Raw genomic sequence first — 20,209 nt, forward strand, 5'->3', positions numbered from 1 at the left:
CCACTTTGGCGCTGTTTCGTTGTGAGTTGTTTTGCGCTACCGCCGTCTCATGAATAACGGAATCAAGCTTTTCCGCGAGAAAGCCGGGCTCACCAAGGCCGAGCTTTCGCGCCGCATTGGCACCACGCGGCAACAGATGGGCAAGCTCGAAGAGGGCAAGCGCAAGCTCACCACGGAATGGGCGCAGAAGATCGCCGCGGTTCTCAACTGCACGGCACAGGATCTCATGTTTCCTGAGATGTCGCGCATCGATACCAAGCGCTTCCACAACGTTTTCGAAATCCTCAACGGCAAGGAAGCACCGGCCGATTCGCCGGGGATGGCGCTGGAGACCGAGTTTTTGGCCCGGCTCCTGCCCAGCGCCCGGCGCCACAATCTCCGCTTCATGATGGTCGAGCCGTCGCAATCAAACGCGTTGGTGAGCAAGGGTGATGCCCTGGTCATCGACATCGACGACAACAAGCCCTCCGTTCCCGGCCTCTATGCGCTGGAGATCGCCGGCGTGATCCAGTGGCGCTATCTCGCCCCCACGACTTCCGGCGCCGTCCAGGTCCACAGCGACAACCCCAATATTGCGTCTGAAACGGTCAAACCCGACGATCTGACCATCATTGGTCGAGCGCGGCTGCGGATATCCACACTCTAGCGCACTATTTTTTTGCTTTTCGCGTAACCAAATCGGCTACGCCTCTTGCAAAGCGCACCAAATTGGTTACATTCCCTCTCGTGCAGAAGGATTGCGAACCGATGACCCCAGCGCCCCTGGTCGTTTTTCCCCCTCATCGTTCAATTTCCGGTGTCGAGTATCTGCGCGTTTCCGGCCGGGCTGGTGAAACCCCCAACCCCTCACCCCGCACCAGTTCGGCCGGACTCCTCCCAAGGTAGAATCGCCATTTGAGCCCGCACGGTCGCGCGGTTCGTGGTGCCAGACTGGTTTCACGTGGAACGTTGAGGATACGCAGATGACGGATCAATACGCCAAATGGCGACAGCTTTTGAAACTGGCCGGTGGCGATTGCCGCGAGTTGACCCGCGATCAACTCGCGCTGGTGGGTGTGTCGGTCGACAGTCCGGAATCGGGCTTCTATCGCAATCGCGCTTTCAAGGGCGGCGAGTTGCTGCCCGTCGCCATTTGGCGCGACGCTGCCGGCGCAACGATCTGCCTGCAGGGCGGCAAGGAAGCCGATGCCGACAAGGTCTGGAATTACGCCTGCCGCAACCCGATCACGGAAGCGCTCTATCATTCGGTGCTGGCCGGCGGCGCATGGCCGGATGAGCCGCCGACAGTGGCAAAGGATCACAACCAGCCATCCAAGACCGGCGACGTGCACAAGGATCTCACAGCGGAACTCGCCGCCGAAAAGGAAATGGCGGAAGCCTTCCTGAAAAAGCCGATCACGACGCAGGAGCAGGCGGATCAATCTGCCATCTGGAGCAAGCGGCTCGCCGCGATCGCCAAGAAGGCAACTGATCTTCATCGCGTCGAAAAGCAGCCGTCGCTTGATGAAGGCCGGAAGGTCGACGACAAATGGCGCGACCTCAAAGAGCAACCCGCCGAACTCTCCAAGCGCCTCAAGCGGCACATGGACGCCTTCCTGCAAGAGCAGGACCGGATCGAGCAGGAGCGCCAGCGCAAGGCGCGCGAGGAAGCCGACAAGATCAGGCGCGAGGCCGAGGACGCCGCGCGCAAGGTTGCCGAGGCCGAGCGGGCGGCGATCGATGCGGCTACCGCCGGTGGCGTTGCCGCCTCGTTCGAAGCCGAGGCCGCGCTCGAAGCCGACCGGCAGGCGAAGCAGCGCGAGGCCGAAAAGCTCGCCCAGCAGGCCGCCGACGCCGAACGGGAAACCCAGGCGCGCAACGCCAATGCCGGAAGGACGGGCGCCCGCGTGGCTCTGCGCACCTTCGTATCGGCGCGCGTCGTCGATTACGAAAAGGCGCTCCTGGCGCTCAAAGATCACCCCGAAATGAAAACGCTGGTCGAGCAACTCGCCAACCGGGCCGTCAAGGCTGGTCTGGAAGTGGCCGGTGTCGAGCGCATGGAGGAAAAACGTGCTGCCTGAGACCCGCAAGATCGTCGCCGTCAAATTCGGCAACAGCGAACGGACCTATGACTATGACGCCACCGGCTTCGAAGTCTCTGTCGGCCAGAAGGTCATCATCCCCATGCGTGGCAGGGAAGTTTCAGTCGAAGTGGTTGAGATCAAGGCCGAGTCCGAACTGGCGAAGGTTGCGATCCTGCGCATTGCCGAGCCTGAGAACCCTCCGGTTGTCGACGTGCGCACCGAGGAGCAGCGCGCCGACAAGCATCCGAACGGCCAGCCCATGTGGGCACCAAGCGGCACGCTGCTCGACGAGCGCGGCAACCGCTCGATTTTCGATGACGTGGACCAGTAGGAGATCACCATGAACGACCGTCCCAACCTTACGGCACTGGTCGCTGGCGCTTCGATCAGCGCCATCATCCCGACCAATTTGGAAGAAACCTGGCGCCTCTCGACAATGATCGTTGAGGCAGGCGTCGCGCCTCAAGCCCTCGTCGGGCGCGAACCAGCCGAGACCGCCGCTCCGGAAGTCTGGCAGCGCTGGGGAAAGAAGGCGACGAGCGCGGTTGCAATCGTGATCATGTCCGGTGCTGAGCTCGGCCTGCCGCCGATGGTAGCGCTCCGGTCCTTCACCGTGATCGGCGGAAAGCCAGCGCTTTATGGCGATGGTCTGATCAACGTCGTTCGGAAGTCGGGCAGGGCGAAATCGCTGGAGCTTGGCTATCTGCGCGATGCGTCGAAGGAAGCGCTGATCAATCTCGGCCTGCACAAGGATGTCGTCGCTGGGATGAACACCGTCGACGAGCGGACCATCGGCTGGTGCAAGGCCGTGCGCATCGACACAGGCGAGATGAAGGTCGAGGCTTATTCGGTCGCGGATGCCAAGACAGCCGGCCTTTGGGACGATCGGGCCACGCGCCGCGGCAAGGTCTGGAAGAACAATCAACAGGTGTGGGATGACGTCCCAAACGACACGTCATGGCATCGCCACCCCAAGCGGATGCTGCAATGGCGCGCCGCTGGCTTCGGCCTTCGTGAGCTTTTCGGCGACGTTCTTGGCGGCATCCGTGATGAATTCGAGGCGAGCGAAAGCATCGGCGGAGGGGTGATCGAGCACCATGAGGAAGCAGCACCGGCCAGGCTATCGCCACCGTCGCCGCCAAGCCCGCCGAGTCCTGACGCGCCGGCAACTGCAGAGCAGCATGCCGACGAACGCGCCGAACAGGGTCAGCACGACGACGGCGCCGAAGTTTCCGAGAACGAGGGAGAGGGCGATGGCGAGCCCTTCGACTTTGGTGCGTTCTTCGAATCCTTCCAGATCGCGCTCGCCGGCGCAAAGAACGAAGTTCAAGTCGAGGAAATCTGGACCGAGTTTGACGTGGAAGCCCGGTTCCAGGACGACGCAGACAGCCGCCAGTTGGCGGACCGGATTAAAGAACGGCGGCTGTCTGCGCTCAACCCGCTGTCGAGCGGCTGACCATGGCCGGGCGCGTAGCATTCCTCCCTGATCATGGCGCGACAGTGCTTGGCCCGCCCGTGAAATGGCGGCCGCGCCCGCTGACGATCAAGGAAAAGCTGGAAATTGTGGTGCGCCAGATGGGCAAGGAGCCAGGTGGCGACCGCCTCAACCCGCTGGATGGCATCGATTTTCACCATGATCCGGCTTTGCAGCGCCGCCGCTGGGATCCTGTGGCTTTGGATACGGTGCCTCCCAGCTGTTCGCTGGAAAATCTGGTGGCGCTCAACAAGCCGACGCATCGGGTACAGACCGCCAAGCGGGACGCGCCCGAGATCGCAAAATTGAAGCGCCTTGAAGGTCGAACCGGCCAGGGCAAGGTCAAACGCAAGATCCCGGGCCGCAAGCTCCAGTCGCGCCCGTTCCCGAAGCTCAATAAGGGGTTCCGATGAGGTTCGACGGAAAGCGCTATCGCGATTGCCGGTTCTGCCAAGGTCGCGGTTGCCTCTACTGCGAGGCCGAAGCCGATCGCGCATACAAGCGGGCGTTTCCAGACGGTCCGAAGCCAATGGCCACGTTCGACATGACGACGCCAGAGGGTGCCGCGGCCGCCCGGCAAGCAATAGGCCGCGAAGCCATCGAGAAGGCGTTCGGCGCTGGAGGCGGTGGCATCGGCGAGATCGTCGCCAACATCGCTAAGGTGCAGGGAGAGCAGAAATGAAACGAGCAAGCTACTGCGAAATAGCCGTGCTTTCGGGGTACGTGTTTATCGCCGATCGCTTCCGGCCTGATCTGCCGACCGTTGCCACAGATGCCGAGCGCGTCGTGGTCGATCTCCTCTCGCAATATGGCGAGCGTCGTTTCGTCTACCGCGACAGGGAAGGCGGATGGACGGAGCTTTTGCATACCGGCATCCAGTTTCGTGGCTTTGCGCCGTTTGTTGGTGAGATACCGGGCGAGGAGCGGGCGGCATGAAAACGATGACGATTCCAGAATTCCACGCCGCGCTCAAAGAGCAGGGCGTAGAAGCTCGCGAAGACCTGGCGTTCAAATGCCCGCTCTGCGGCACGATTCAGTCGGCGCGCTCGCTCATCGGCGCCGGTGCCGGCAAGACCATGGATGAGGTCGAACGCTTTCTAGCGTTCAGTTGCGTCGGCCGCTTCAACAATGCCGGCCCGCATAAGAAGGGCGCTCCTGCCGGCAAGGGCTGCGACTGGACGCTCGGCGGATTCTTTCGCCTGCACTGCTTGGAGATCATCGACGAGGACGGCAAGGCGCATCCCCGGTTTGAAATTGCCTCACCTGCCGAGGCGGTTGAGTTGGCGCAACGCAACCTCGTGGTGCCGGCATGAGCGACAGCTTTTTCACCACGCGCACAGCGGCGGATATGCAATTCGAGCAGGTCAACATCGCCACCTGCGAACTGTTCATGGACGCCGCCGTTCGGCGCATCGCTAAGGTGGAAGGCCCATTCGAAGCCGCCAAGCGCCTCCAGCGCCTGGCTGACATCTGCTCCGGCGCCTACGTGCTGCCAATCGAGCATTGGGCACAACTCGGCAAGGTCGAGCAGCAGAAGGTCGAGGCGCCGCCGCGTGTGAGCACCAGGAAGCGCATCTTCGATTTCATTGGCAGTCCGACCGCAGCTTGGCTGGCGGGTTTGGCGACAGGCTTTCTCATGGGGAGTTCGTGATGGCGGCCTTCACCAACGAACGGTTCGCGCAGCATTGCATTCGGATGGCGGCCAAGGCTGCCGGATGGGCTGGCGACATTCTCGACAGCCCGGATGAGCCTGCCCGGCGGGATGCCGTAGAACGTTTCATCACCGAAATGCGCGACCGCTTGACCTTCATGGAGGAGAAACTGAATGGCTGACCAAGTACCGCACCCCCAGCGCGTTTCCGACCTGCAGGAGCGCATCGCTCGCGCCCAGGTCGACGCCAAGATGACAGTCCTGGAGCAGATGATCGATCGCATGCATTGTCAGTTGCAATCGATCTTCGACGGCATCGGCCGCAACGAACAGGTCGAGCTCGTCTACCCCGATGGAGAGGTCGTACTGATCACCAAGGCGCGACCGCGCAAGGCCGGCGAGGGCGGTGAGTGATGGTCGACAGCGTCGTTGAAGCCGTTCGCGCCGATCTGCTGCGCCGGTCCGAACTCGGCATCGCCAAATATGGCGTCACGCTAGATCGGACCGACCTCAACCTGCGCGCCTAGTTGCAGCACGCCTACGAGGAGACGCTCGACCAAGCGAACTACCTCAAGCGCGCGATCATCGAGATCGACAACCGCGCCGACAGCATCGCCGCCATCGTCATGAAGCACACAAACATCGCGGGGCAGTGATGCACGGCGCCGATTTGGACAAGTCAAAAGCAAACGAAGTCGATCCGCGCGACGTGGCGCTGATGAAGCTTCACGACCTGCTCGCAGGGAGGAACGCGCCAAAGCCCGGTAGCTTTACCGCCCTCGATCAGGACCAGAAGCGGGAATACTTCCGGCTCTCGCGCCGCCGCAGCCGGGAGAAGGTGCGCGCCGCGGCATCTGTTCCAGCCACGGCAGCCAACATCAACCAGGCTCTCGCCGACGCGGCGCTGATGATCCTTGCCACGGGCGCTCCTGGTGCCGATCAGGTGCGCAAGGTTCTGGAGACGATCTTCGCCGATCGCGCCGGCGTCCCTCTCTCCGTCGAGACCAAGGCCAAACGCGGCAAACTGAAACCGAAACTGATCGCGACAAGCCCCGCCCCTCTCGCCCGTTCATGAATGGAGAAGACAGCAATGAGTGAACCGAAGCATACGCCCGCGCCGTGGTCTCTGCCGCATTTCGCGCGGCCAGCGGTCGGTTGCAGATGCGGTTACGTACTTGCAGATGGCTACATGGGGGCCGTGGCAACCGTCCATTGCAGCGGTGAAGGCGATGGAAGCGATTGGCGGCAAGGCGACAACCCGAAGTTCGATGAGGCTGTTGCCAATGCTCATCTAATCGCCACCGCTCCCGCCCTCCTTGCCGCTCTTATCAAGGCGACCACCAAGCTTGAACACGCCATGATCCATCTCGGCTCCGATCCCGAGTTCGCGGCGGCTGGAGTCGAAGAGTTCCGTGAAGTCATCGCCCGCGCGAATGGAGGCAACCAGCCATGAACAGGGTAGAGACGCCCGCACAGGAATTTTCGCGCCTAGTGATAGAATACAACGAGGGCAAGAAGGATTCGCCGACGCGGCAAGAGGCATGGAACCTCATAGCCGACTTCGCGCTCGAACACTGCGACACCATCATTCGCTCCCTCAGCACCCCTATAGCAGCGGGGGGCGGAGAGGCAATCGAGCCGCCGATCTCGCAATTGATGCGCGACGATGGCGAGCCCGAGTGGAAGCAGATCAACGCCTTGTTTCTCAGGAACGACATCAACGCTTTTCCGATCAGGCTTCGCGACGAGTTGTCCACAATGCTGGCATGGGCGCGATACGGCGAACGCGCCACTCTCAGTACAGCCGGGGCAGCGGAGCCATCTTGGCGAGCGTCTGCGAAAAGCGCCCTCGCCTGCGTTGTCCATGCGCTGATGGTTCTGCCGGTGCCGATCGATGGGCAGGGCAAGCGCGCGTGGGCGTCCTTGAAGGAAGCGCAAGAAACCCTCGAAGCGCTCGCCTCCCCACCTTCCGATACCGAGGAGAAACGCTCATGACCGGCGAAACCCAACCCGCCGCAGAGGGTGTGACAGAGGCGATGGTCGGCACCGTCGCGGAAAATATCCTGCTGACAGTCAAGGAACTCATCAAGGCCGAGCGCGCTCATGCTCGCAAAACTGGTGACCAGATCGACCCAACCAACACGACGCGCGATGAAGCCGACCATTGGCACGCCGCACTACTCGATTTCAGCATTGAAGACTTCGACGCCGCATTGAAGCTTGTCCGCCGTCGCATCGCAGCCCTATCGCTACCCACCCCAGGGGAGGGAGCGCCTACACTCGACACATCGATTTCCGCTGAGACCCAAGCCGCGCTCGACGCGATAGATGACAACATCCGGGCTGCTGCGGTTCAGGCTCCCACCACGTTCTTCGGTTCCACCCCCGCAGATCCAGAACTGGGAGCGGTGAAGGCGCTGCCGTGGAAAGATGGAGAGACGCGAACCGCATTCGGCAGCGCCTACGCCGTGCACCAGCAAGCGGATGGCCTATTCGTGGCGGTGGGCTGCGGATCATTTGTCGGCGGCACTCATCCGACGCGTGAAGCCGCGCAAGCAGCCGCGCAAGCCGATTACGAGGCCCGCATCCTGTCTGCCTTGGTGCGCCCATGAGCATCGACAAGCTGATCGAGCGGCTGCGCATCAAAGCCGGCATGATCGAGATGGGTGAGAAAATCGCATGGGGCAGCGATAGCGCCTTGATGTACGAAGCCGCATCCGCCCTCGCCTCCACCCAGGCCGAGATACTTCGCTTGCGCCAGAGGGTAGCCGCTCTTGAGTATGTGCTGGAGCCGTTCGCGGCACAGGCCGCTACGCACGGGACACAGATCCCAGACGAAATGTTCATAGATGACTACGAACAGCCCACCGACCGCCCATGGAAATCCGCAGCGGGCATCACCGTGGGCCAACTCCGCCGCGCCGCCCGTTCCCTATCTCAAGATGGGCCGGCAGCATGACCCAGCCCTCCCCTAGCAAGGCGGTGAAGAGCGGGACAGATGCCAACGGCTGGCTCGGTATCGAGAGCGCGCCGAAGGATGGAAACGAGGTTCTTGGCTTCTGGTCGTATCTCTACGTTGACGACAAGACGCCGACGACCGGCATGGACATCATCCGCTGGGAGCGAACTGCCATCCCCGGCCTTGATGCTGAGGGCTGGGTCGACAGTGAGGGGCTATGCTCGCCCGGCGTTTTCACGCACTGGCAACCGCTTCCTGGACCGCCTGTCGCCCCTCCCTCTATCGATGGGGAAGACTAAATGACGAGGGCCGAGCGCATCGTCTCCGCTGCGATCCAGCATCAAGGCGTTACGATCAGCCTGCCTATGCCGGCAAGGCACGCACAGGTGCTTCACTGCGCCGAACAGTTCTTGCCAGACTATGCCCTGCCGGCGTTCTGCCAAGGCTTCCTGACGAGCGAGGGCCGCTTCGTGAACCGGGTGCAGGCCCGGCAGATCGGTTATATCGCGGGACAGGAGCCCAAGACGACGGGCAACGAACGCGACCTCTATTCGGAGGATCTGTGGTGAAATCTCCAGATTCTTTGCTTGCGCATCTTGTAACCATTTTGGTTACGGCGTAGCTTCCCCATGCAAAGTATTCAACCCGAGGAAACCCTACCATGGAAGACAACGAAGCCCGTTTCATTGAACTGACAGCCGATATCGTCTCAGCCTACGTGGCCAACAATCCAGTCCTGGCGGCGCAGCTGCCGGACCTCATCGCGAGCGTCAACGCAGCGTGCGCGGCCTCGGCGGTGCGCTCGTCCAGTCTGTTGCGGCCGAACCTCTCGTGCCGGCGGTCAACCCGAAGAAGTCTATCTTCCCCGACTACATCATCTGCCTGGAGGATGGCCGCAAGTTCAAATCCTTGAAGCGCCACCTCCGCACCGACTTCGGCCTGACGCCGGAGCAATACCGGGAAAAATGGAACCTGCCAGGCGACTATCCGATGGTGGCACCGAGCTATTCGGAAAAGCGCTCTGCGCTGGCGAAGGCGTCTGGGCTCGGCCGCCATGCCAAGCTGGCAGCGGTTCGCGGCGCGCGCAACGGCCGTCACGCGGTCCAGTAGGAGCAGCGCCATGATCCGACGGGGCGCAAGCGGCAAATATTACTGCGACGGGCGAGAGTGCGGCTATCCGCTCGCTTGGTTCGCTTGTGACCCTGAGGATGGCGCAGACGGGGAATGGGTGTGCCTCGATTGCGGTGCCTCCATGTTCGCATCGGCCCCCGTTCGGAATGAAGATCCGGCGCTTGCCGTGGAGATCGCACAATGACGACGCTGCATATCATGGACGAATGGGGCCAGAGCAACCGCACCCGTCGGTTCGTCTGCGGCATCGTTGGCGCCCTTCCCGATGGAGACCAGTGGGTTGAGGACGAGGTGCGCGCCGCTGCTCATCTGGGTGCGCACCCCGAGAAAACGCATTGCGTCGGCTGTCTTGGCGAAAAGCGGCCGACGCTCGGCACGCCGATATCGCAACTCTCGGGGCGGCCGGGCGAGCCTGGTTTCGATGAGTTCTGCCGCATTGCCAGATCATGGGGATACGACTGATGAGCGCGCTTCGAGCCTTTGCCGTCACCGAGAACGATGAGAGCACCGGCGCGATCTATTTCGCGAAGCACGACATCGTTGCGAAGAAGTGGGGCGCCAACGAGTTCGCCGACGGCGAGATCGGCTATGTCTCCTGCCGGCGCGCGCCGTGGGCTGACGCCTATGTCGGGAAGCCGCTCCCTGTTTCGGTGATGATCGAGAACGGCTGGCATTTCGGGTGCCACGGCTGCGGCATGCGCATGGACGAGGACGAGTTGCGCGAGCGCCATCTTCCTGTCGATGGCGTGATTGGCAGCCAGCACAGCGCGGTCTACTGCTGCGCGCGCTGTCGCCGCAAGCATCTCAGCCGTCAGCGGCGCAAGGAGGCTGAGCAGCAACTCGCGATCGAAAGTTTCAAGGCAATCGTACGGAAGCGCTTTCCCGAAGTCGAGTTCATCAACGAGCATCCGAATTGGCAAAACTACGCCCGGGCGGATTTTTTCCACGGCCAGAAAGGCTGGATTTGGCAGCGCGTAACCGTCGCCTTCACCTTCCCTGGCATGAAGATCGCTCCCGCATGGCTTGAGCTTCCCGAGCGGCCTTGGCGCGGCTACGGCGAGGGCAATCGATCCATCGGCCCGCTCCAGCCTGCCTACACATGCTGCAACGGCGACCGTGAGGCGTTCGAAACTTATGCGGCTGCGACGAGGACACAACCATGACCGGCTGGATCGTTGGAAGCGGCGACGAGACGCGCTGGCGCTGCTGGACTGCTCTAGGACCCGAGTGGACCGAGGATCGATCGAAGGCGACGCGATACGCTCGCCGCGAAGACGCCGAGGCCGTTCATGCTGGCGATGAGGACGCATGGACGGTCGTGCCTTATGACGACGCCGCGCATGCCTGGCGCTGCTTCCATTGCGATGAGGTGTTCACCGACGAGCGGTGCGCGCGTGACCATTTCGGCCGCGATGAGACTTGCGAGCCGGCCTGTCAGATCAAGATGGGCGCCGAACGCAGCCTTCTGACGGCTCTGCGCCGAGCGGAGAACGACGCGGCAGACGCATGGGCGGCAATCCACAGTGAATCGACGGACGCCGCCAAGGCATATCATGCACAGCTCGCCCGACACCAAGAGCAGCTTCGGATCACGGAAGAGCTAGGGTTTGAGCGCGGCATGCGTGAGGCCGTCCCGGCTGCAGTGATCGCGCTCGCCGAGGCGATGGCCTACCTTGAAGGCGAGGATCCGCTCCATGTTTCAGGCGGTTTTCGGAACGTCGCCATTCGCGAAAAGATCAGGACGATTCTTTTCATAAGGTCGGATGGGGCTCCGGCATGATCGAGCGCCTCGACGACAAGATCGAGCTCTGCTGCGACGAGTGTAGCAACAGCGCCGGCCGCGTGTTCGGCAAGGACGACTTCGATATCATGATCCAGCACGCGAAGGACGAGGGCTGGCGCATCTTCAGGGTGGGCCGGGATTGGAAGCACAACTGCGCTGATTGCCGCGATGACCGTTGAGAGGAAGCACCCATGAGCCCGCGCAACAGCCGCGTCACCAGCGCCGAGGTCATCTACGGGTTCTGGCTGATATTCGAGGAGGCCGGCGGCCTCCGGCTCACGCGCACCGAGCCGAGCCTCGATCGATCGGAACGTTCGATGTTCATCCAGGCCACGTTGCCTCGCAGCCTATGGCGCACGCCGACGCTACGGGCAACCATCGGCGTCAAGGCTGATCCATCCGGCAGCTACACGGCTGACATCGAGGCCGCCGCCGACGCTGTGCGCAGCGCCCTCGGCGTCGACATCGACCTGAAGGTGATCCCGCCGGCATGAACCTACGCATCCTCAAAAAGCTCTCGAAGCGCGCCGCGCCGCTCCTGCCGCTGATCGGCGACAAGCGTGAGCAGTTCCGCGCCGAGCATCACAACACCGGCAACAATTTCATTGGCGGAACGCTGATCATGGCGCGCAAGCATTGGGAGCGCGGCCGGTCGGTGCACGACGAGTGCATCAGCCAGTGCGAGATCAAGAGGCCGGCGCCCAAGGGCAAGGGCTGGCTCTGGATGGCTCCGCCAGATCACCCGCGGAAGGGCACCGTGATGGTTGGCGCGATGAGCGGCTATTACGAGCCCGAATGGGACGAGGAATGCGCATGGTCGGCGCTGGAAAACTTGGTTCGCTGCCATTTCACCGACTGGAATCCAAGCCATCAAGACACGCCGAAGGTGCTACGGCGACTGGACACGCCGAGCGAGGTCTTTGGCGCCGCGCGCGAGATGGTCGCGGAACTGTCCGCATGAACGATCAGCCGCCCGAACTCCTGACACTCGCCCAAACCCCCGACTACTGGTCCGAGCGTTTCCGCGACAAAGGGTTGCGCATGTCCGCCAGATCGTTGCGCGCCAAGGCGATCAAGGCTGGCCTCTGCTACCATGTCGACAAGCAGGTGCTGATCTCGCCGCGCCAGATCGACGCGTTGTTTTTGTGGAGTAAGTCATGCCGCTCACCATCTACAAGCGCGGCCGGTTCTACTGGCTCACCGGCACCGTCCCGACAAGGGAAGGCGAGCAGCGCATACACGAGAGCACGGGCGAAACTGACGAAGCGGCAGCGGACCGGAAGCGGCTGAATGTCGAGAACAAGGCGCGCGCCGACGTCGCTCTCGATCCCAAAGACCGCTTCACCTTCGCGGAGGCAGTTGAAGCCTACCTCGATGACGGCAAGGACAAGCGCTTCATCCTGCCGCTGCTCGACCATTTCGCCGATACCAGGATCTCGGCCATGACGGGCTCGACGGTGCGCGCCGCGGCGAAGGTGCTTTATCCCAAGGCGGTTTATACGACATGGAACCGGCAGGTGATCATCCCGACGCGGGCGGTGATCAACCACAGCGCCAATGATGGCAAATGTCGGACGGTGCTGATCAAGGGCTTTTCGAAGAATGAGCGCGACGTGAAGCGCTCCGAGGCGCCGGCGAAGCGCGCCGTCGACCGCTCCTACATTGACACCTTTCGCGAGCACAGCGACGATCCGCGCTTGAGCGCCTTGATGCTATTCCTGTTCCAGACCGGCGCCCGCATTTCCGACGCGCTCGACCTGGTGGACGATTCCCCCGACATCGACCTGGTGAACCGCAAGGTCATCTTCCGGGACATGAAGAACGGCGAGGATGGGGAAGCAGACCTCACCATCGAGATGGTCTATGAAATCCAGCAGTTGCGCGAGTGGAGGCGGGAGCGCATGGCCGCGTGGGAGGTGCGCATCCCTTGGGACCAGAAACGTTCCGGCGAGCGCCACAGCGGGCGCGGTGCCAAGAAGCCGAACGACAGGCTGTTCGGCTATATCGGCCGCGCCTCGATCTACCGGGACATCAAGCGCATTTGCAAACTGGCAGGGCTGCCCTATCTCGGCACGCACCAGCCGGGCCGCCACAGCTTCGCCACCGAGATGATCGTGAAAAACCGGATCGACGTTGCGACCACAGCCGTCAAGGGCCGGTGGAAAACCAAGAAGCTCCTGATGGACAACTACGCCCATGGAGAGACAGGCAAGGGCGTGATCGATAAGGTGTTCGGGAAGAAAAGGCCAAAGAAGGCCGCAAACGGAGAACGATGATGGATCCGCGCCTTGACGCAGCTATCGCCATAGCCATGCAGTGGAGCGTGATCGCTGGATGCATCTGGTATCTGTACAGGAAGGGTAGCACGTGATGGCCAATGATGATCTGCCGCTGAAAGACACATTCGCCCGGTTCACCGGCGGCGAGGCTGACGTCACAATCGCCGGCATGACCTTCAAGGCGCAAGTCGGGATGATCGGCGACGGCTACGGCACGCCTATCCTAGCTGGCGTCATGGTGTTGGCGGTCACGAGCGAGATCAGCCCCACAGCGCCGCCACCTCTCATCTTCCCCGAGCACAAGGCGTCGCTCACGCTGCACCACGACGACCACAAGAGCGTCTACCAGCCTGTGGCGGAATGGATCGCCGAGCAGGAGGAAGGCGGAAACTGCTGGTTCGAATGGGTGAGCTCCGAGCAGCGCCAGAAGGCGATCGATACCGACAGCGTGTGGACGCTCCAGTGGTATCCGAACACACCTGTCGGATTCAACGCGCTGGCGGCTGCTGATCTCGATGTTCTGCTGGAGGCGGCAAAGTGACAGATGAACGATGGACACCGCATGTCGACGGCTTCATCAAGGGCCATGTCGGCATCTTCCCCGGCTATTTCGGCTCGTGGGAAGTCTGGGACAACTTCGCTGGAGAGTGGAACCGGTCCGAACCCTTCACGGCGGCAGCGCAGCGTGGTCGCGATTTTGAAAAGGACTGCGACCCGCCATATCGCGAGTGGGAGCGGACGCGCGAAGAAACGATAGAGGAAGCTAAGCGCCTCGCAGAATCGTGGTTACATCAGAACCAATCTGGCACCGAGACCTTACACCAGTCGAAAACAGACGACCATGCAAGCGATTGATTTTGTTATGGAAAACGGCGTGGTGCCAGTTTGGTTACTCCCTTACCAAGGGAGTGCTCTACCACTGAGCTACCGCAGCCGCTGATGGCGGGGCTTCTGCCATATCGAACCGGCAAGCGCAAGGCCAAGTGCAACGCTTCTGTGAAAGGCTTTGCCGGATAGCTTTTAATGACATGGCGGCGCCACAATGTTGGCTATCCCTGAATGGCGGGCTGGCTGGTCGCCAGCCAGGGCGGGACGATGAACGACAAGGTAATTCCACTGAAAAAGGATGGTCCAGCGAAAAAGGGCGGTACCAACCGCAAGGATCGGCTGGCCGAGCAATTGCGCGCCAATCTGCAGAAGCGCAAGGCGCAGTCGCGCTCGCGCCGCACCGGAGAAGCCGACCAGCGACCGGACGGGCTCGCTGCTTCGAAGGAAATGCGGAAAGATTAACTCAAATCGGCCACTCTTGGTTCGGATAGCAGGAAATCCTATTTCTTGAACCAAGCCGGCCAATGGTCTAGACGGGCCGCTACTCAAACGATTGAACCGGCCTTTTTGGCCGAGAGGGACGTTCTTCCATGGATCGCATCAGAATTGTCGGGGGCAACAAGCTCTCCGGAAGCATTCCGATCTCGGGCGCGAAAAACGCGGCGCTGCCCCTGATGATCGCCTCGCTTTTGACCGACGACACGCTGACGCTGGAAAACGTCCCGCATCTGGCCGATGTCGAGCAGCTGATCCGCATTCTGGGCAATCACGGCGTCGATTATTCGGTCAATGGCCGCCGCGAGAAGCAGAATGAGGGCTATTCGCGCACCATCAACTTCTCCGCCCGCAACATCGTCGACACGACGGCCCCTTACGAGCTGGTGTCGAAGATGCGCGCATCGTTCTGGGTGATCGGCCCGCTGCTGGCCCGCATGGGCGAAGCCAAGGTGTCGCTGCCGGGTGGTTGCGCCATCGGCACGCGCCCGGTCGATCTGTTCCTCGAAGGCCTGCAAGCGCTGGGCGCCGATATCGACGTCGACACCGGCTATGTCATCGCCAAGACCCGGAATGGCCGCCTTGTCGGCAACCGCTACATCTTCCCGAAAGTCTCGGTCGGAGCCACCCATGTGCTGATGATGGCGGCGGCGCTGGCCAAGGGCGAGACGGTGCTGGAAAATGCCGCCTGCGAGCCGGAAATCGTCAACCTCGCCGAATGCCTCAATGCCATGGGCGCGAAGATTTATGGCGCCGGCACGCCAACCATCACCATCGACGGCGTCGAATCGCTGTCGGGTGCGCGCGTGCGCGTCATTCCCGACCGCATCGAGACCGGCACCTATGCCATGGCCGTTGCCATGACCGGCGGCGATGTCGTGCTCGAAGGCGCGCGGCCGGAGCTGCTGCAGACAGCACTGGACGTGATCGCCCAGACCGGCGCCGAAATCACGCCGACCAATTCGGGCATTCGCGTGAAGCGCAATGGCGCCGGCATTTCGCCGGTCGACGTGACGACCGCACCCTTCCCGGCCTTCCCGACCGATTTACAGGCGCAGTTCATGGGCCTGATGACGATGGCCAAGGGCAAGTCGCGCATCACCGAGACGATTTTCGAAAACCGCTTCATGCATGTGCAGGAGCTGGCGCGGCTCGGCGCCCACATCACGCTTTCGGGCCAGACGGCGATCGTCGACGGCGTGCCGAAGCTGAAGGGCGCGCCGGTCATGGCGACCGATCTTCGTGCCTCCGTGTCGCTGGTCATTGCCGGCCTGGCGGCGGAAGGCGAAACCACGGTCAACCGGGTCTACCATCTCGACCGCGGCTTCGAGCGGCTGGAAGAAAAGCTGTCCAACTGCGGCGCGGTGATCGAGCGGATTTCGGCGTAGCTCGCGACCTCGGCTCCTCTCCAGCAACGGCAGGAGATTGGCGAAATCCTTCACGGCAGCGTCCTTCTCCCCGTCACTATACGGGGAGAAGTGCCCGGCAAGGCGATGAGGGGCAGCACAGACCTGGGCTGTTGGCGCGGTTGCACGGATCGCCAAGACCGCCTAACAGAAGGCTGAACAATCAACCTTCAGGTGCGAAATCCGTATGACCGCCCTTAAGCTTATCGCACTCGACGACCAGGACCTGAGCATTGTTTCGGCCCATGTCCAGGACGCCGTACTGAAAGTCAGCGACCTCGAATTCCTGCCTGCGGCCAAGCGTTTCCTGCTGACTATGAACCGTTTCGTCTGGGAGGCGAAATCCGGCCTGTTTCGCCAGCACAATGAGCGGCGGCAGGCCGTGCTGCATTTCGACCGGGTGCTCGGCGCCAAGACCAGTGGCATTGACCGCGACAAGCCGAATGAGGTCCTATCACTGCTGGCGATCAGCTTCATCGAGATCAGCAAGCCCGCCGGTATCGTCGAGCTGATCTTTGCGGGCGGCGGCACGATCATGCTCGATGTCGAATGCATCGAGGCCCGCCTTGCCGATATCGGCGGGGCGTGGGAAGCCACCTCGCGCCCCATCCACAAGGCCTGAGCGTCCGATGGCCATCACGCTTCGTCAGTCCGACGCCGATTTCGAGCAGCGTTTCGCCGCCTTCCTGCTGACCAAGCGGGAAGTGTCGGCCGATGTCGATGCCGCGGTCCGCGATATTATCGCGCGCGTGCGCGCCGAAGGAGACGCGGCGCTGATCGACTATTCGCAGAAGTTCGATCGCGCCGATCTGGCTGGGCTAGGCATCGCCGTCTCGAAGGACGACATCGCGCAGGCTTACAAGGCCGCCGACCCAAAGACGATCGAGGCGCTGGAATTCGCGCGCGACCGCATCCGCTCCCATCACGAGCGGCAGCGGCCGAAGGACGACCGCTATACGGATGCCGCTGGCGTCGAACTCGGCTGGCGCTGGACGGCGGTCGAGGCGGTCGGGCTCTATGTGCCGGGCGGCACGGCGAGCTATCCAAGCTCGGTGCTGATGAACGCTGTCCCGGCCAGGGTGGCCGGCGTCGAGCGCATCGTCATGGTCGTGCCGGCGCCGGGCGGCATCATCAATCCACTGGTGCTGGTGGCCGCCGATATATCAGGCGTGTCGGAAATCTACCGCGTCGGCGGCGCGCAGGCGATCGCAGCTCTCGCCTACGGAACCGAGACGATCAGGCCAGTCGCCAAGATCGTCGGCCCGGGCAATGCTTATGTCGCGGCGGCCAAGCGCCAGGTGTTCGGCACCGTTGGCATCGACATGATCGCCGGGCCGTCGGAAGTGCTCGTCGTAGCCGACGGCAGCAACGATCCGGACTGGATCGCCGCCGATCTGCTGGCCCAGGCCGAGCACGACACATCGGCGCAGTCGATCCTGGTCACCGACGATCCGGCCTTCGGCATCGCTGTCGAACAGGCGGTCGAACGCCAGCTGCTGAGCCTGCCGCGCGCCGAGACGGCTGCGGCGAGCTGGCGCGATTTTGGTGCCGTGATCCTGGTTCCAACCATTGAATCCTCGCTGCCGCTGGTCGACCGCATCGCTGCCGAACATGTCGAACTCGCCATCGACGATGCCGAGGGTTTCCTGTCGCGGATGCGCAATGCGGGTGCCGTGTTTCTCGGCCGCCACACGCCGGAAGCCATCGGCGACTATGTCGGCGGCTCCAACCATGTGCTGCCGACGGCACGCTCGGCGCGCTTCTCGTCCGGCCTGTCGGTGCTCGATTTCGTCAAGCGCACGTCGATCCTCAAGCTTGGACCGGAGCAGCTGCGTATCTTGGCGCCGGCGGCGATTGCGCTCGCCAAGGCGGAAGGCCTCGATGCGCACGGTCGCTCCGTCGCCATACGGTTGAACATGTAGGCCGTTATGTCGGACTCCGATCAAACCCGCGCCAGGCTGATCGATGTCGAACTCGATGAATCGATCGGCCGTTCGACACCCGACGTCGAGCATGAGCGCGCGGTGGCGATCTTCGACCTGATCGAGGAAAACAGTTTTCAACCGGTCAATGACAGCGGCCCTGGGCCCTATCGGCTGAAACTGTCGCTGGCCGAGCAGCGCCTGGTGTTTGCCGTGGCGCGCGAGGATGGCGCCGCCGTCGTCACCCATATCCTGTCGCTGACGCCGCTGAGGCGCATCGTCAAGGACTACTACATGATCTGCGAAAGCTATTACGACGCCATCCGCTCCTCGACGCCGAGCCACATCGAGGCGATCGACATGGGCCGCCGCGGCCTGCACAATGAGGGTTCGCAAACGCTGATGGACCGGCTCTCCGGCAAGATCGACATCGATTTCGATACGGCGCGCCGGCTGTTCACGCTGGTCTGCGTGCTGCACTGGCGGGGTTAGCCCTGGCACCCGGCGCCCTGCCCCGTTCGATCCTGTTCCTCTGCGGCATGAATGCCGTGCGCTCGCCAATGGCAGAGCAACTGGCGCGGCGGATGCTGCCTGCCACCATCTTTGTCGCTTCGGCCGGCGTTCGCGCCGGCGAACGCGATCCGTTCGTCGATGCGGTGCTGGCCGAAGAGGGCCTCACGCTAGGCGAACGTCACCCAAGGACGATGGACGATCTCGAGGACGACTATTTCGACCTCATCGTCACGCTAGCGCCGGAGGCGCACCACGCGGCACTCGAACTCACCCGCTCGCTCGCCGTCGAGGTCGAATACTGGCCGACGCCGGACCCGACCGATGCCGGCGGCACGCGCGAACAGATCATGGCTAGTTATCGCGACGTGCGCGAGCGCCTGAAGTTGCGCATAGGCCGACGTTTCTTGCTTCCAGAGGCAAAAAACGCGACGGATTAAGCGTGTTCACAAGCGGGCGATTATCATATAGGTTCCGCCGAAATTCCGGCTAGAGTCGGATGATTTCAGGTCTGTTCGACCTGAAATCTGAATCCGCCTCTAAACCAAGAAGTAGAGCATGATGTCGTCCGAAAACCGCTTTACACTTTTCGGCATCATGCTCTAAGCGCCGGAACTGCCATCCAAGCAAAGGTATCGAATGCCGAAGGAAGAAGTCCTCGAGTTTCCGGGTGTCGTGACGGAATTGTTGCCCAACGCGATGTTCCGGGTAAAGCTCGAAAACGAACACGAAATCATCGCCCATACGGCCGGCCGCATGCGCAAGAACCGCATCCGCGTGCTGACCGGCGACAAGGTTCTGGTCGAGATGACGCCATACGACCTGACCAAGGGCCGCATCACCTATCGTTTCAAGTAAGCAAAGCCCGATTGGTCCGCGATGAGCATTTTGCAGAAGCTGGTGCTTGCCTCGGGTTCGCCGCGCCGGATCGAGCTCTTGCAACAGGCCGGCATCGAGCCGGACCGTGTGCTGCCGGCCGATGTCGACGAAACGCCGTTGCGTGCCGAGCATCCGCGCTCGCTGGCCAAGCGGCTGTCGAAGGAAAAGGCCGAAAAGGCGTTCGCGTCGCTGAAGACCGAAGCCGACTATGCGCCGGGCTTCGTGCTGGCCGCCGACACGGTGGTTGCCGTCGGGCGGCGCATCCTGCCCAAGGCAGAAACCCTTGACGACGCCGCCAACTGCCTCGGGCTGTTGTCGGGCCGTTCGCACCGGGTCTATTCCGGCATCTGCCTGATCACGCCGGGCGGTAAGCTGCGCCAGCGGCTGGTCGAGACGCGGGTGCGCTTCAAGCGGCTGCCGCGCGAGGAGATCGACGCCTATGTCGCCTCAGGTGAATGGCGCGGCAAGGCCGGCGGCTACGCCGTCCAGGGTCTCGCCGGCGCCTTCGTCGTCAAGCTGGTCGGCTCCTACACCAACATCGTCGGGCTGCCTCTGTATGAGACCGTCGCGCTGTTGAGCGGCGAAGGCTTCAAGGTGCATGGCGGCTGGCTGGCGGGAACCCGGCTGTGAATTCCGACTCCAAGGTCACGCCCTTGCGCCCGAAGCGCCCCTGCCCCGAATGCGGCAAGCCCTCGGCGCGCGACACCTTTCCGTTCTGCTCGACGCGCTGCAAGGACATCGACCTCAACCGCTGGCTGAAGGGCGCCTATGTCATCAAGGCCCGCGACGACGAGGAAGAGACGGACCCCGACGCTCCAAATTAAGGCCG

At 62.5% G+C, this 20,209-nt stretch carries 37 protein-coding genes and 1 pseudogene; all 38 read left to right on the top strand.

Going from position 1 to position 20,209, the window contains the following annotated elements:
- The first annotated feature begins 31 nt into the window (after positions 1 to 31).
- The 38 genes and pseudogenes from C8D77_RS28430 to yacG all read left to right on the top strand — a co-directional run bounded on the left by C8D77_RS28430 (position 32) and on the right by yacG (position 20,204).
- Positions 32 to 646 carry a helix-turn-helix domain-containing protein gene (locus tag C8D77_RS28430; RefSeq protein WP_146211829.1) on the top strand — a complete coding sequence of 205 codons (615 nt, stop codon included), beginning with the start codon at positions 32 to 34 and terminating at the stop codon, positions 644 to 646.
- 316 nt (positions 647 to 962) lie between these two features.
- A complete protein-coding gene (locus C8D77_RS28435) occupies positions 963 to 2,060 on the top strand; it encodes a hypothetical protein (RefSeq protein WP_109670496.1) in 1,098 nt (365 codons plus the stop codon).
- A complete protein-coding gene (locus C8D77_RS28440) occupies positions 2,050 to 2,394 on the top strand; it encodes a hypothetical protein (RefSeq protein ID WP_109670499.1) in 345 nt (114 codons plus the stop codon). The genes C8D77_RS28435 and C8D77_RS28440 overlap by 11 nt, the downstream gene beginning before the upstream one ends.
- Before the next feature lie 9 nt (positions 2,395 to 2,403).
- Positions 2,404 to 3,519 (top strand): hypothetical protein, encoded by a 1,116-nt coding sequence (locus C8D77_RS28445; protein WP_109670501.1) that lies wholly within the window; start codon positions 2,404 to 2,406, stop codon positions 3,517 to 3,519.
- A 110-nt stretch (positions 3,520 to 3,629) separates the two neighbouring features.
- On the top strand, positions 3,630 to 3,950 hold the full coding sequence (locus C8D77_RS28450) for a hypothetical protein (protein ID WP_146211830.1): 321 nt from the start codon (positions 3,630 to 3,632) through the stop codon (positions 3,948 to 3,950).
- A complete protein-coding gene (locus C8D77_RS28455) occupies positions 3,947 to 4,219 on the top strand; it encodes a hypothetical protein (RefSeq protein WP_109670505.1) in 273 nt (90 codons plus the stop codon). The genes C8D77_RS28450 and C8D77_RS28455 overlap by 4 nt, the downstream gene beginning before the upstream one ends.
- A complete protein-coding gene (locus C8D77_RS28460) occupies positions 4,216 to 4,473 on the top strand; it encodes a hypothetical protein (RefSeq protein ID WP_109670508.1) in 258 nt (85 codons plus the stop codon). Before C8D77_RS28455 ends, C8D77_RS28460 begins: the two co-directional genes overlap by 4 nt.
- Positions 4,470 to 4,850 carry a VVA0879 family protein gene (locus C8D77_RS28465; RefSeq protein ID WP_109670510.1) on the top strand — a complete coding sequence of 127 codons (381 nt, stop codon included), beginning with the start codon at positions 4,470 to 4,472 and terminating at the stop codon, positions 4,848 to 4,850. Before C8D77_RS28460 ends, C8D77_RS28465 begins: the two co-directional genes overlap by 4 nt.
- Positions 4,847 to 5,188 (top strand): hypothetical protein, encoded by a 342-nt coding sequence (locus C8D77_RS28470; RefSeq protein WP_109670512.1) that lies wholly within the window; start codon positions 4,847 to 4,849, stop codon positions 5,186 to 5,188. The genes C8D77_RS28465 and C8D77_RS28470 overlap by 4 nt, the downstream gene beginning before the upstream one ends.
- Positions 5,188 to 5,370, top strand: a complete 183-nt coding sequence (locus tag C8D77_RS28475; protein ID WP_109670514.1) for a hypothetical protein — start codon at positions 5,188 to 5,190, stop codon at positions 5,368 to 5,370. The genes C8D77_RS28470 and C8D77_RS28475 overlap by 1 nt, the downstream gene beginning before the upstream one ends.
- Entirely contained in the window at positions 5,363 to 5,602 is a 240-nt protein-coding gene (locus C8D77_RS28480; RefSeq protein ID WP_109670516.1) for a hypothetical protein, read from the top strand. Before C8D77_RS28475 ends, C8D77_RS28480 begins: the two co-directional genes overlap by 8 nt.
- Positions 5,603 to 5,715: 113 nt before the next feature.
- A complete protein-coding gene (locus tag C8D77_RS38865; RefSeq protein WP_281277048.1) occupies positions 5,716 to 5,844 on the top strand; it encodes a hypothetical protein in 129 nt (42 codons plus the stop codon).
- Positions 5,845 to 5,858: 14 nt separating this feature from the next.
- A complete protein-coding gene (locus C8D77_RS28485; protein ID WP_146211831.1) occupies positions 5,859 to 6,263 on the top strand; it encodes a hypothetical protein in 405 nt (134 codons plus the stop codon).
- Between the two features lie 15 nt (positions 6,264 to 6,278).
- Positions 6,279 to 6,641: a hypothetical protein gene (locus C8D77_RS28490; RefSeq protein ID WP_146211832.1), complete on the top strand. Its 363-nt coding sequence runs from the start codon at positions 6,279 to 6,281 to the stop codon at positions 6,639 to 6,641.
- Positions 6,638 to 7,183, top strand: coding sequence for a hypothetical protein (locus C8D77_RS28495; RefSeq protein WP_109670523.1), 546 nt, complete (start codon positions 6,638 to 6,640; stop codon positions 7,181 to 7,183). Before C8D77_RS28490 ends, C8D77_RS28495 begins: the two co-directional genes overlap by 4 nt.
- Positions 7,180 to 7,800 (top strand): hypothetical protein, encoded by a 621-nt coding sequence (locus tag C8D77_RS28500; protein WP_109670525.1) that lies wholly within the window; start codon positions 7,180 to 7,182, stop codon positions 7,798 to 7,800. Before C8D77_RS28495 ends, C8D77_RS28500 begins: the two co-directional genes overlap by 4 nt.
- Complete coding sequence (locus C8D77_RS28505; RefSeq protein ID WP_109670527.1) at positions 7,797 to 8,147, top strand: hypothetical protein; 351 nt, start codon at positions 7,797 to 7,799, stop codon at positions 8,145 to 8,147. The genes C8D77_RS28500 and C8D77_RS28505 overlap by 4 nt, the downstream gene beginning before the upstream one ends.
- The gene (locus C8D77_RS28510; RefSeq protein ID WP_109670529.1) at positions 8,144 to 8,446 is read left to right on the top strand and encodes a hypothetical protein; all 303 of its coding nucleotides are present in this window, start codon (positions 8,144 to 8,146) and stop codon (positions 8,444 to 8,446) included. Before C8D77_RS28505 ends, C8D77_RS28510 begins: the two co-directional genes overlap by 4 nt.
- Positions 8,447 to 8,716 (top strand): Y16D family protein, encoded by a 270-nt coding sequence (locus C8D77_RS28515; RefSeq protein WP_109670531.1) that lies wholly within the window; start codon positions 8,447 to 8,449, stop codon positions 8,714 to 8,716.
- 92 nt (positions 8,717 to 8,808) lie between these two features.
- A pseudogene (locus C8D77_RS28520) lies at positions 8,809 to 9,257 on the top strand (Ros/MucR family transcriptional regulator).
- Between the two features lie 201 nt (positions 9,258 to 9,458).
- On the top strand, positions 9,459 to 9,740 hold the full coding sequence (locus C8D77_RS28525; RefSeq protein WP_109670533.1) for a hypothetical protein: 282 nt from the start codon (positions 9,459 to 9,461) through the stop codon (positions 9,738 to 9,740).
- The gene (locus tag C8D77_RS28530) at positions 9,740 to 10,441 is read left to right on the top strand and encodes a hypothetical protein (protein ID WP_109670535.1); all 702 of its coding nucleotides are present in this window, start codon (positions 9,740 to 9,742) and stop codon (positions 10,439 to 10,441) included. The genes C8D77_RS28525 and C8D77_RS28530 overlap by 1 nt, the downstream gene beginning before the upstream one ends.
- A complete protein-coding gene (locus C8D77_RS28535; RefSeq protein ID WP_109670537.1) occupies positions 10,438 to 11,058 on the top strand; it encodes a hypothetical protein in 621 nt (206 codons plus the stop codon). The genes C8D77_RS28530 and C8D77_RS28535 overlap by 4 nt, the downstream gene beginning before the upstream one ends.
- A complete protein-coding gene (locus C8D77_RS28540) occupies positions 11,055 to 11,240 on the top strand; it encodes a hypothetical protein (protein ID WP_109670539.1) in 186 nt (61 codons plus the stop codon). Before C8D77_RS28535 ends, C8D77_RS28540 begins: the two co-directional genes overlap by 4 nt.
- A 12-nt stretch (positions 11,241 to 11,252) precedes the next feature.
- Positions 11,253 to 11,555, top strand: coding sequence for a hypothetical protein (locus C8D77_RS28545; RefSeq protein WP_109670541.1), 303 nt, complete (start codon positions 11,253 to 11,255; stop codon positions 11,553 to 11,555).
- The gene (locus tag C8D77_RS28550) at positions 11,552 to 12,022 is read left to right on the top strand and encodes a hypothetical protein (RefSeq protein WP_109670544.1); all 471 of its coding nucleotides are present in this window, start codon (positions 11,552 to 11,554) and stop codon (positions 12,020 to 12,022) included. Before C8D77_RS28545 ends, C8D77_RS28550 begins: the two co-directional genes overlap by 4 nt.
- A gap of 196 nt (positions 12,023 to 12,218) precedes the next feature.
- Positions 12,219 to 13,337 carry a site-specific integrase gene (locus tag C8D77_RS28555; RefSeq protein WP_109670546.1) on the top strand — a complete coding sequence of 373 codons (1,119 nt, stop codon included), beginning with the start codon at positions 12,219 to 12,221 and terminating at the stop codon, positions 13,335 to 13,337.
- Between the two features lie 94 nt (positions 13,338 to 13,431).
- On the top strand, positions 13,432 to 13,881 hold the full coding sequence (locus C8D77_RS28560) for a hypothetical protein (RefSeq protein ID WP_245951894.1): 450 nt from the start codon (positions 13,432 to 13,434) through the stop codon (positions 13,879 to 13,881).
- Positions 13,878 to 14,195 (top strand): hypothetical protein, encoded by a 318-nt coding sequence (locus tag C8D77_RS28565; protein ID WP_109670549.1) that lies wholly within the window; start codon positions 13,878 to 13,880, stop codon positions 14,193 to 14,195. The genes C8D77_RS28560 and C8D77_RS28565 overlap by 4 nt, the downstream gene beginning before the upstream one ends.
- Before the next feature lie 240 nt (positions 14,196 to 14,435).
- Positions 14,436 to 14,630 (top strand): hypothetical protein, encoded by a 195-nt coding sequence (locus C8D77_RS28570; RefSeq protein WP_109670614.1) that lies wholly within the window; start codon positions 14,436 to 14,438, stop codon positions 14,628 to 14,630.
- A gap of 128 nt (positions 14,631 to 14,758) precedes the next feature.
- Positions 14,759 to 16,051 carry a UDP-N-acetylglucosamine 1-carboxyvinyltransferase gene (gene murA, locus C8D77_RS28575; RefSeq protein ID WP_109670551.1) on the top strand — a complete coding sequence of 431 codons (1,293 nt, stop codon included), beginning with the start codon at positions 14,759 to 14,761 and terminating at the stop codon, positions 16,049 to 16,051.
- Positions 16,052 to 16,256: 205 nt separating this feature from the next.
- Complete coding sequence (locus C8D77_RS28580; protein ID WP_109670553.1) at positions 16,257 to 16,691, top strand: DUF2948 family protein; 435 nt, start codon at positions 16,257 to 16,259, stop codon at positions 16,689 to 16,691.
- A gap of 7 nt (positions 16,692 to 16,698) precedes the next feature.
- Positions 16,699 to 17,991 (top strand): histidinol dehydrogenase, encoded by a 1,293-nt coding sequence (gene hisD / locus C8D77_RS28585; protein ID WP_109670556.1) that lies wholly within the window; start codon positions 16,699 to 16,701, stop codon positions 17,989 to 17,991.
- Between the two features lie 6 nt (positions 17,992 to 17,997).
- Complete coding sequence (locus C8D77_RS28590; RefSeq protein WP_109670558.1) at positions 17,998 to 18,483, top strand: UPF0262 family protein; 486 nt, start codon at positions 17,998 to 18,000, stop codon at positions 18,481 to 18,483.
- Positions 18,471 to 18,941, top strand: coding sequence for an arsenate-mycothiol transferase ArsC (locus C8D77_RS28595; RefSeq protein WP_109670560.1), 471 nt, complete (start codon positions 18,471 to 18,473; stop codon positions 18,939 to 18,941). The genes C8D77_RS28590 and C8D77_RS28595 overlap by 13 nt, the downstream gene beginning before the upstream one ends.
- Before the next feature lie 199 nt (positions 18,942 to 19,140).
- Positions 19,141 to 19,359, top strand: a complete 219-nt coding sequence (gene infA / locus C8D77_RS28600) for a translation initiation factor IF-1 (protein WP_006200926.1) — start codon at positions 19,141 to 19,143, stop codon at positions 19,357 to 19,359.
- A 21-nt stretch (positions 19,360 to 19,380) separates the two neighbouring features.
- Positions 19,381 to 20,010: a Maf-like protein gene (locus C8D77_RS28605; RefSeq protein ID WP_023809261.1), complete on the top strand. Its 630-nt coding sequence runs from the start codon at positions 19,381 to 19,383 to the stop codon at positions 20,008 to 20,010.
- Positions 20,007 to 20,204, top strand: coding sequence for a DNA gyrase inhibitor YacG (gene yacG, locus C8D77_RS28610; protein ID WP_023809262.1), 198 nt, complete (start codon positions 20,007 to 20,009; stop codon positions 20,202 to 20,204). Before C8D77_RS28605 ends, yacG begins: the two co-directional genes overlap by 4 nt.
- The last annotated feature ends 5 nt before the right edge of the window (positions 20,205 to 20,209 follow it).

It is taken from the genome of Mesorhizobium loti (assembly GCF_003148495.1).
GTDB lineage: Bacteria > Pseudomonadota > Alphaproteobacteria > Rhizobiales > Rhizobiaceae > Mesorhizobium > Mesorhizobium loti.

Coding starts and splice junctions, on each gene's coding strand:
- C8D77_RS28435 (WP_109670496.1), top strand. CDS start 963: ATGACGGATCAATACGCCAAATGGCGACAGCTTTTGAAACTGGCCGGT.
- C8D77_RS28445 (WP_109670501.1), top strand. CDS start 2,404: ATGAACGACCGTCCCAACCTTACGGCACTGGTCGCTGGCGCTTCGATC.
- C8D77_RS28455 (WP_109670505.1), top strand. CDS start 3,947: ATGAGGTTCGACGGAAAGCGCTATCGCGATTGCCGGTTCTGCCAAGGT.
- C8D77_RS28460 (WP_109670508.1), top strand. CDS start 4,216: ATGAAACGAGCAAGCTACTGCGAAATAGCCGTGCTTTCGGGGTACGTG.
- C8D77_RS28465 (WP_109670510.1), top strand. CDS start 4,470: ATGAAAACGATGACGATTCCAGAATTCCACGCCGCGCTCAAAGAGCAG.
- C8D77_RS28470 (WP_109670512.1), top strand. CDS start 4,847: ATGAGCGACAGCTTTTTCACCACGCGCACAGCGGCGGATATGCAATTC.
- C8D77_RS28475 (WP_109670514.1), top strand. CDS start 5,188: ATGGCGGCCTTCACCAACGAACGGTTCGCGCAGCATTGCATTCGGATG.
- C8D77_RS28480 (WP_109670516.1), top strand. CDS start 5,363: ATGGCTGACCAAGTACCGCACCCCCAGCGCGTTTCCGACCTGCAGGAG.
- C8D77_RS28490 (WP_146211832.1), top strand. CDS start 6,279: ATGAGTGAACCGAAGCATACGCCCGCGCCGTGGTCTCTGCCGCATTTC.
- C8D77_RS28495 (WP_109670523.1), top strand. CDS start 6,638: ATGAACAGGGTAGAGACGCCCGCACAGGAATTTTCGCGCCTAGTGATA.
- C8D77_RS28500 (WP_109670525.1), top strand. CDS start 7,180: ATGACCGGCGAAACCCAACCCGCCGCAGAGGGTGTGACAGAGGCGATG.
- C8D77_RS28505 (WP_109670527.1), top strand. CDS start 7,797: ATGAGCATCGACAAGCTGATCGAGCGGCTGCGCATCAAAGCCGGCATG.
- C8D77_RS28510 (WP_109670529.1), top strand. CDS start 8,144: ATGACCCAGCCCTCCCCTAGCAAGGCGGTGAAGAGCGGGACAGATGCC.
- C8D77_RS28515 (WP_109670531.1), top strand. CDS start 8,447: ATGACGAGGGCCGAGCGCATCGTCTCCGCTGCGATCCAGCATCAAGGC.
- C8D77_RS28525 (WP_109670533.1), top strand. CDS start 9,459: ATGACGACGCTGCATATCATGGACGAATGGGGCCAGAGCAACCGCACC.
- C8D77_RS28530 (WP_109670535.1), top strand. CDS start 9,740: ATGAGCGCGCTTCGAGCCTTTGCCGTCACCGAGAACGATGAGAGCACC.
- C8D77_RS28535 (WP_109670537.1), top strand. CDS start 10,438: ATGACCGGCTGGATCGTTGGAAGCGGCGACGAGACGCGCTGGCGCTGC.
- C8D77_RS28540 (WP_109670539.1), top strand. CDS start 11,055: ATGATCGAGCGCCTCGACGACAAGATCGAGCTCTGCTGCGACGAGTGT.
- C8D77_RS28545 (WP_109670541.1), top strand. CDS start 11,253: ATGAGCCCGCGCAACAGCCGCGTCACCAGCGCCGAGGTCATCTACGGG.
- C8D77_RS28550 (WP_109670544.1), top strand. CDS start 11,552: ATGAACCTACGCATCCTCAAAAAGCTCTCGAAGCGCGCCGCGCCGCTC.
- C8D77_RS28555 (WP_109670546.1), top strand. CDS start 12,219: ATGCCGCTCACCATCTACAAGCGCGGCCGGTTCTACTGGCTCACCGGC.
- C8D77_RS28560 (WP_245951894.1), top strand. CDS start 13,432: ATGGCCAATGATGATCTGCCGCTGAAAGACACATTCGCCCGGTTCACC.
- C8D77_RS28570 (WP_109670614.1), top strand. CDS start 14,436: ATGAACGACAAGGTAATTCCACTGAAAAAGGATGGTCCAGCGAAAAAG.
- murA (WP_109670551.1), top strand. CDS start 14,759: ATGGATCGCATCAGAATTGTCGGGGGCAACAAGCTCTCCGGAAGCATT.
- C8D77_RS28580 (WP_109670553.1), top strand. CDS start 16,257: ATGACCGCCCTTAAGCTTATCGCACTCGACGACCAGGACCTGAGCATT.
- hisD (WP_109670556.1), top strand. CDS start 16,699: ATGGCCATCACGCTTCGTCAGTCCGACGCCGATTTCGAGCAGCGTTTC.
- C8D77_RS28590 (WP_109670558.1), top strand. CDS start 17,998: ATGTCGGACTCCGATCAAACCCGCGCCAGGCTGATCGATGTCGAACTC.
- infA (WP_006200926.1), top strand. CDS start 19,141: ATGCCGAAGGAAGAAGTCCTCGAGTTTCCGGGTGTCGTGACGGAATTG.
- C8D77_RS28605 (WP_023809261.1), top strand. CDS start 19,381: ATGAGCATTTTGCAGAAGCTGGTGCTTGCCTCGGGTTCGCCGCGCCGG.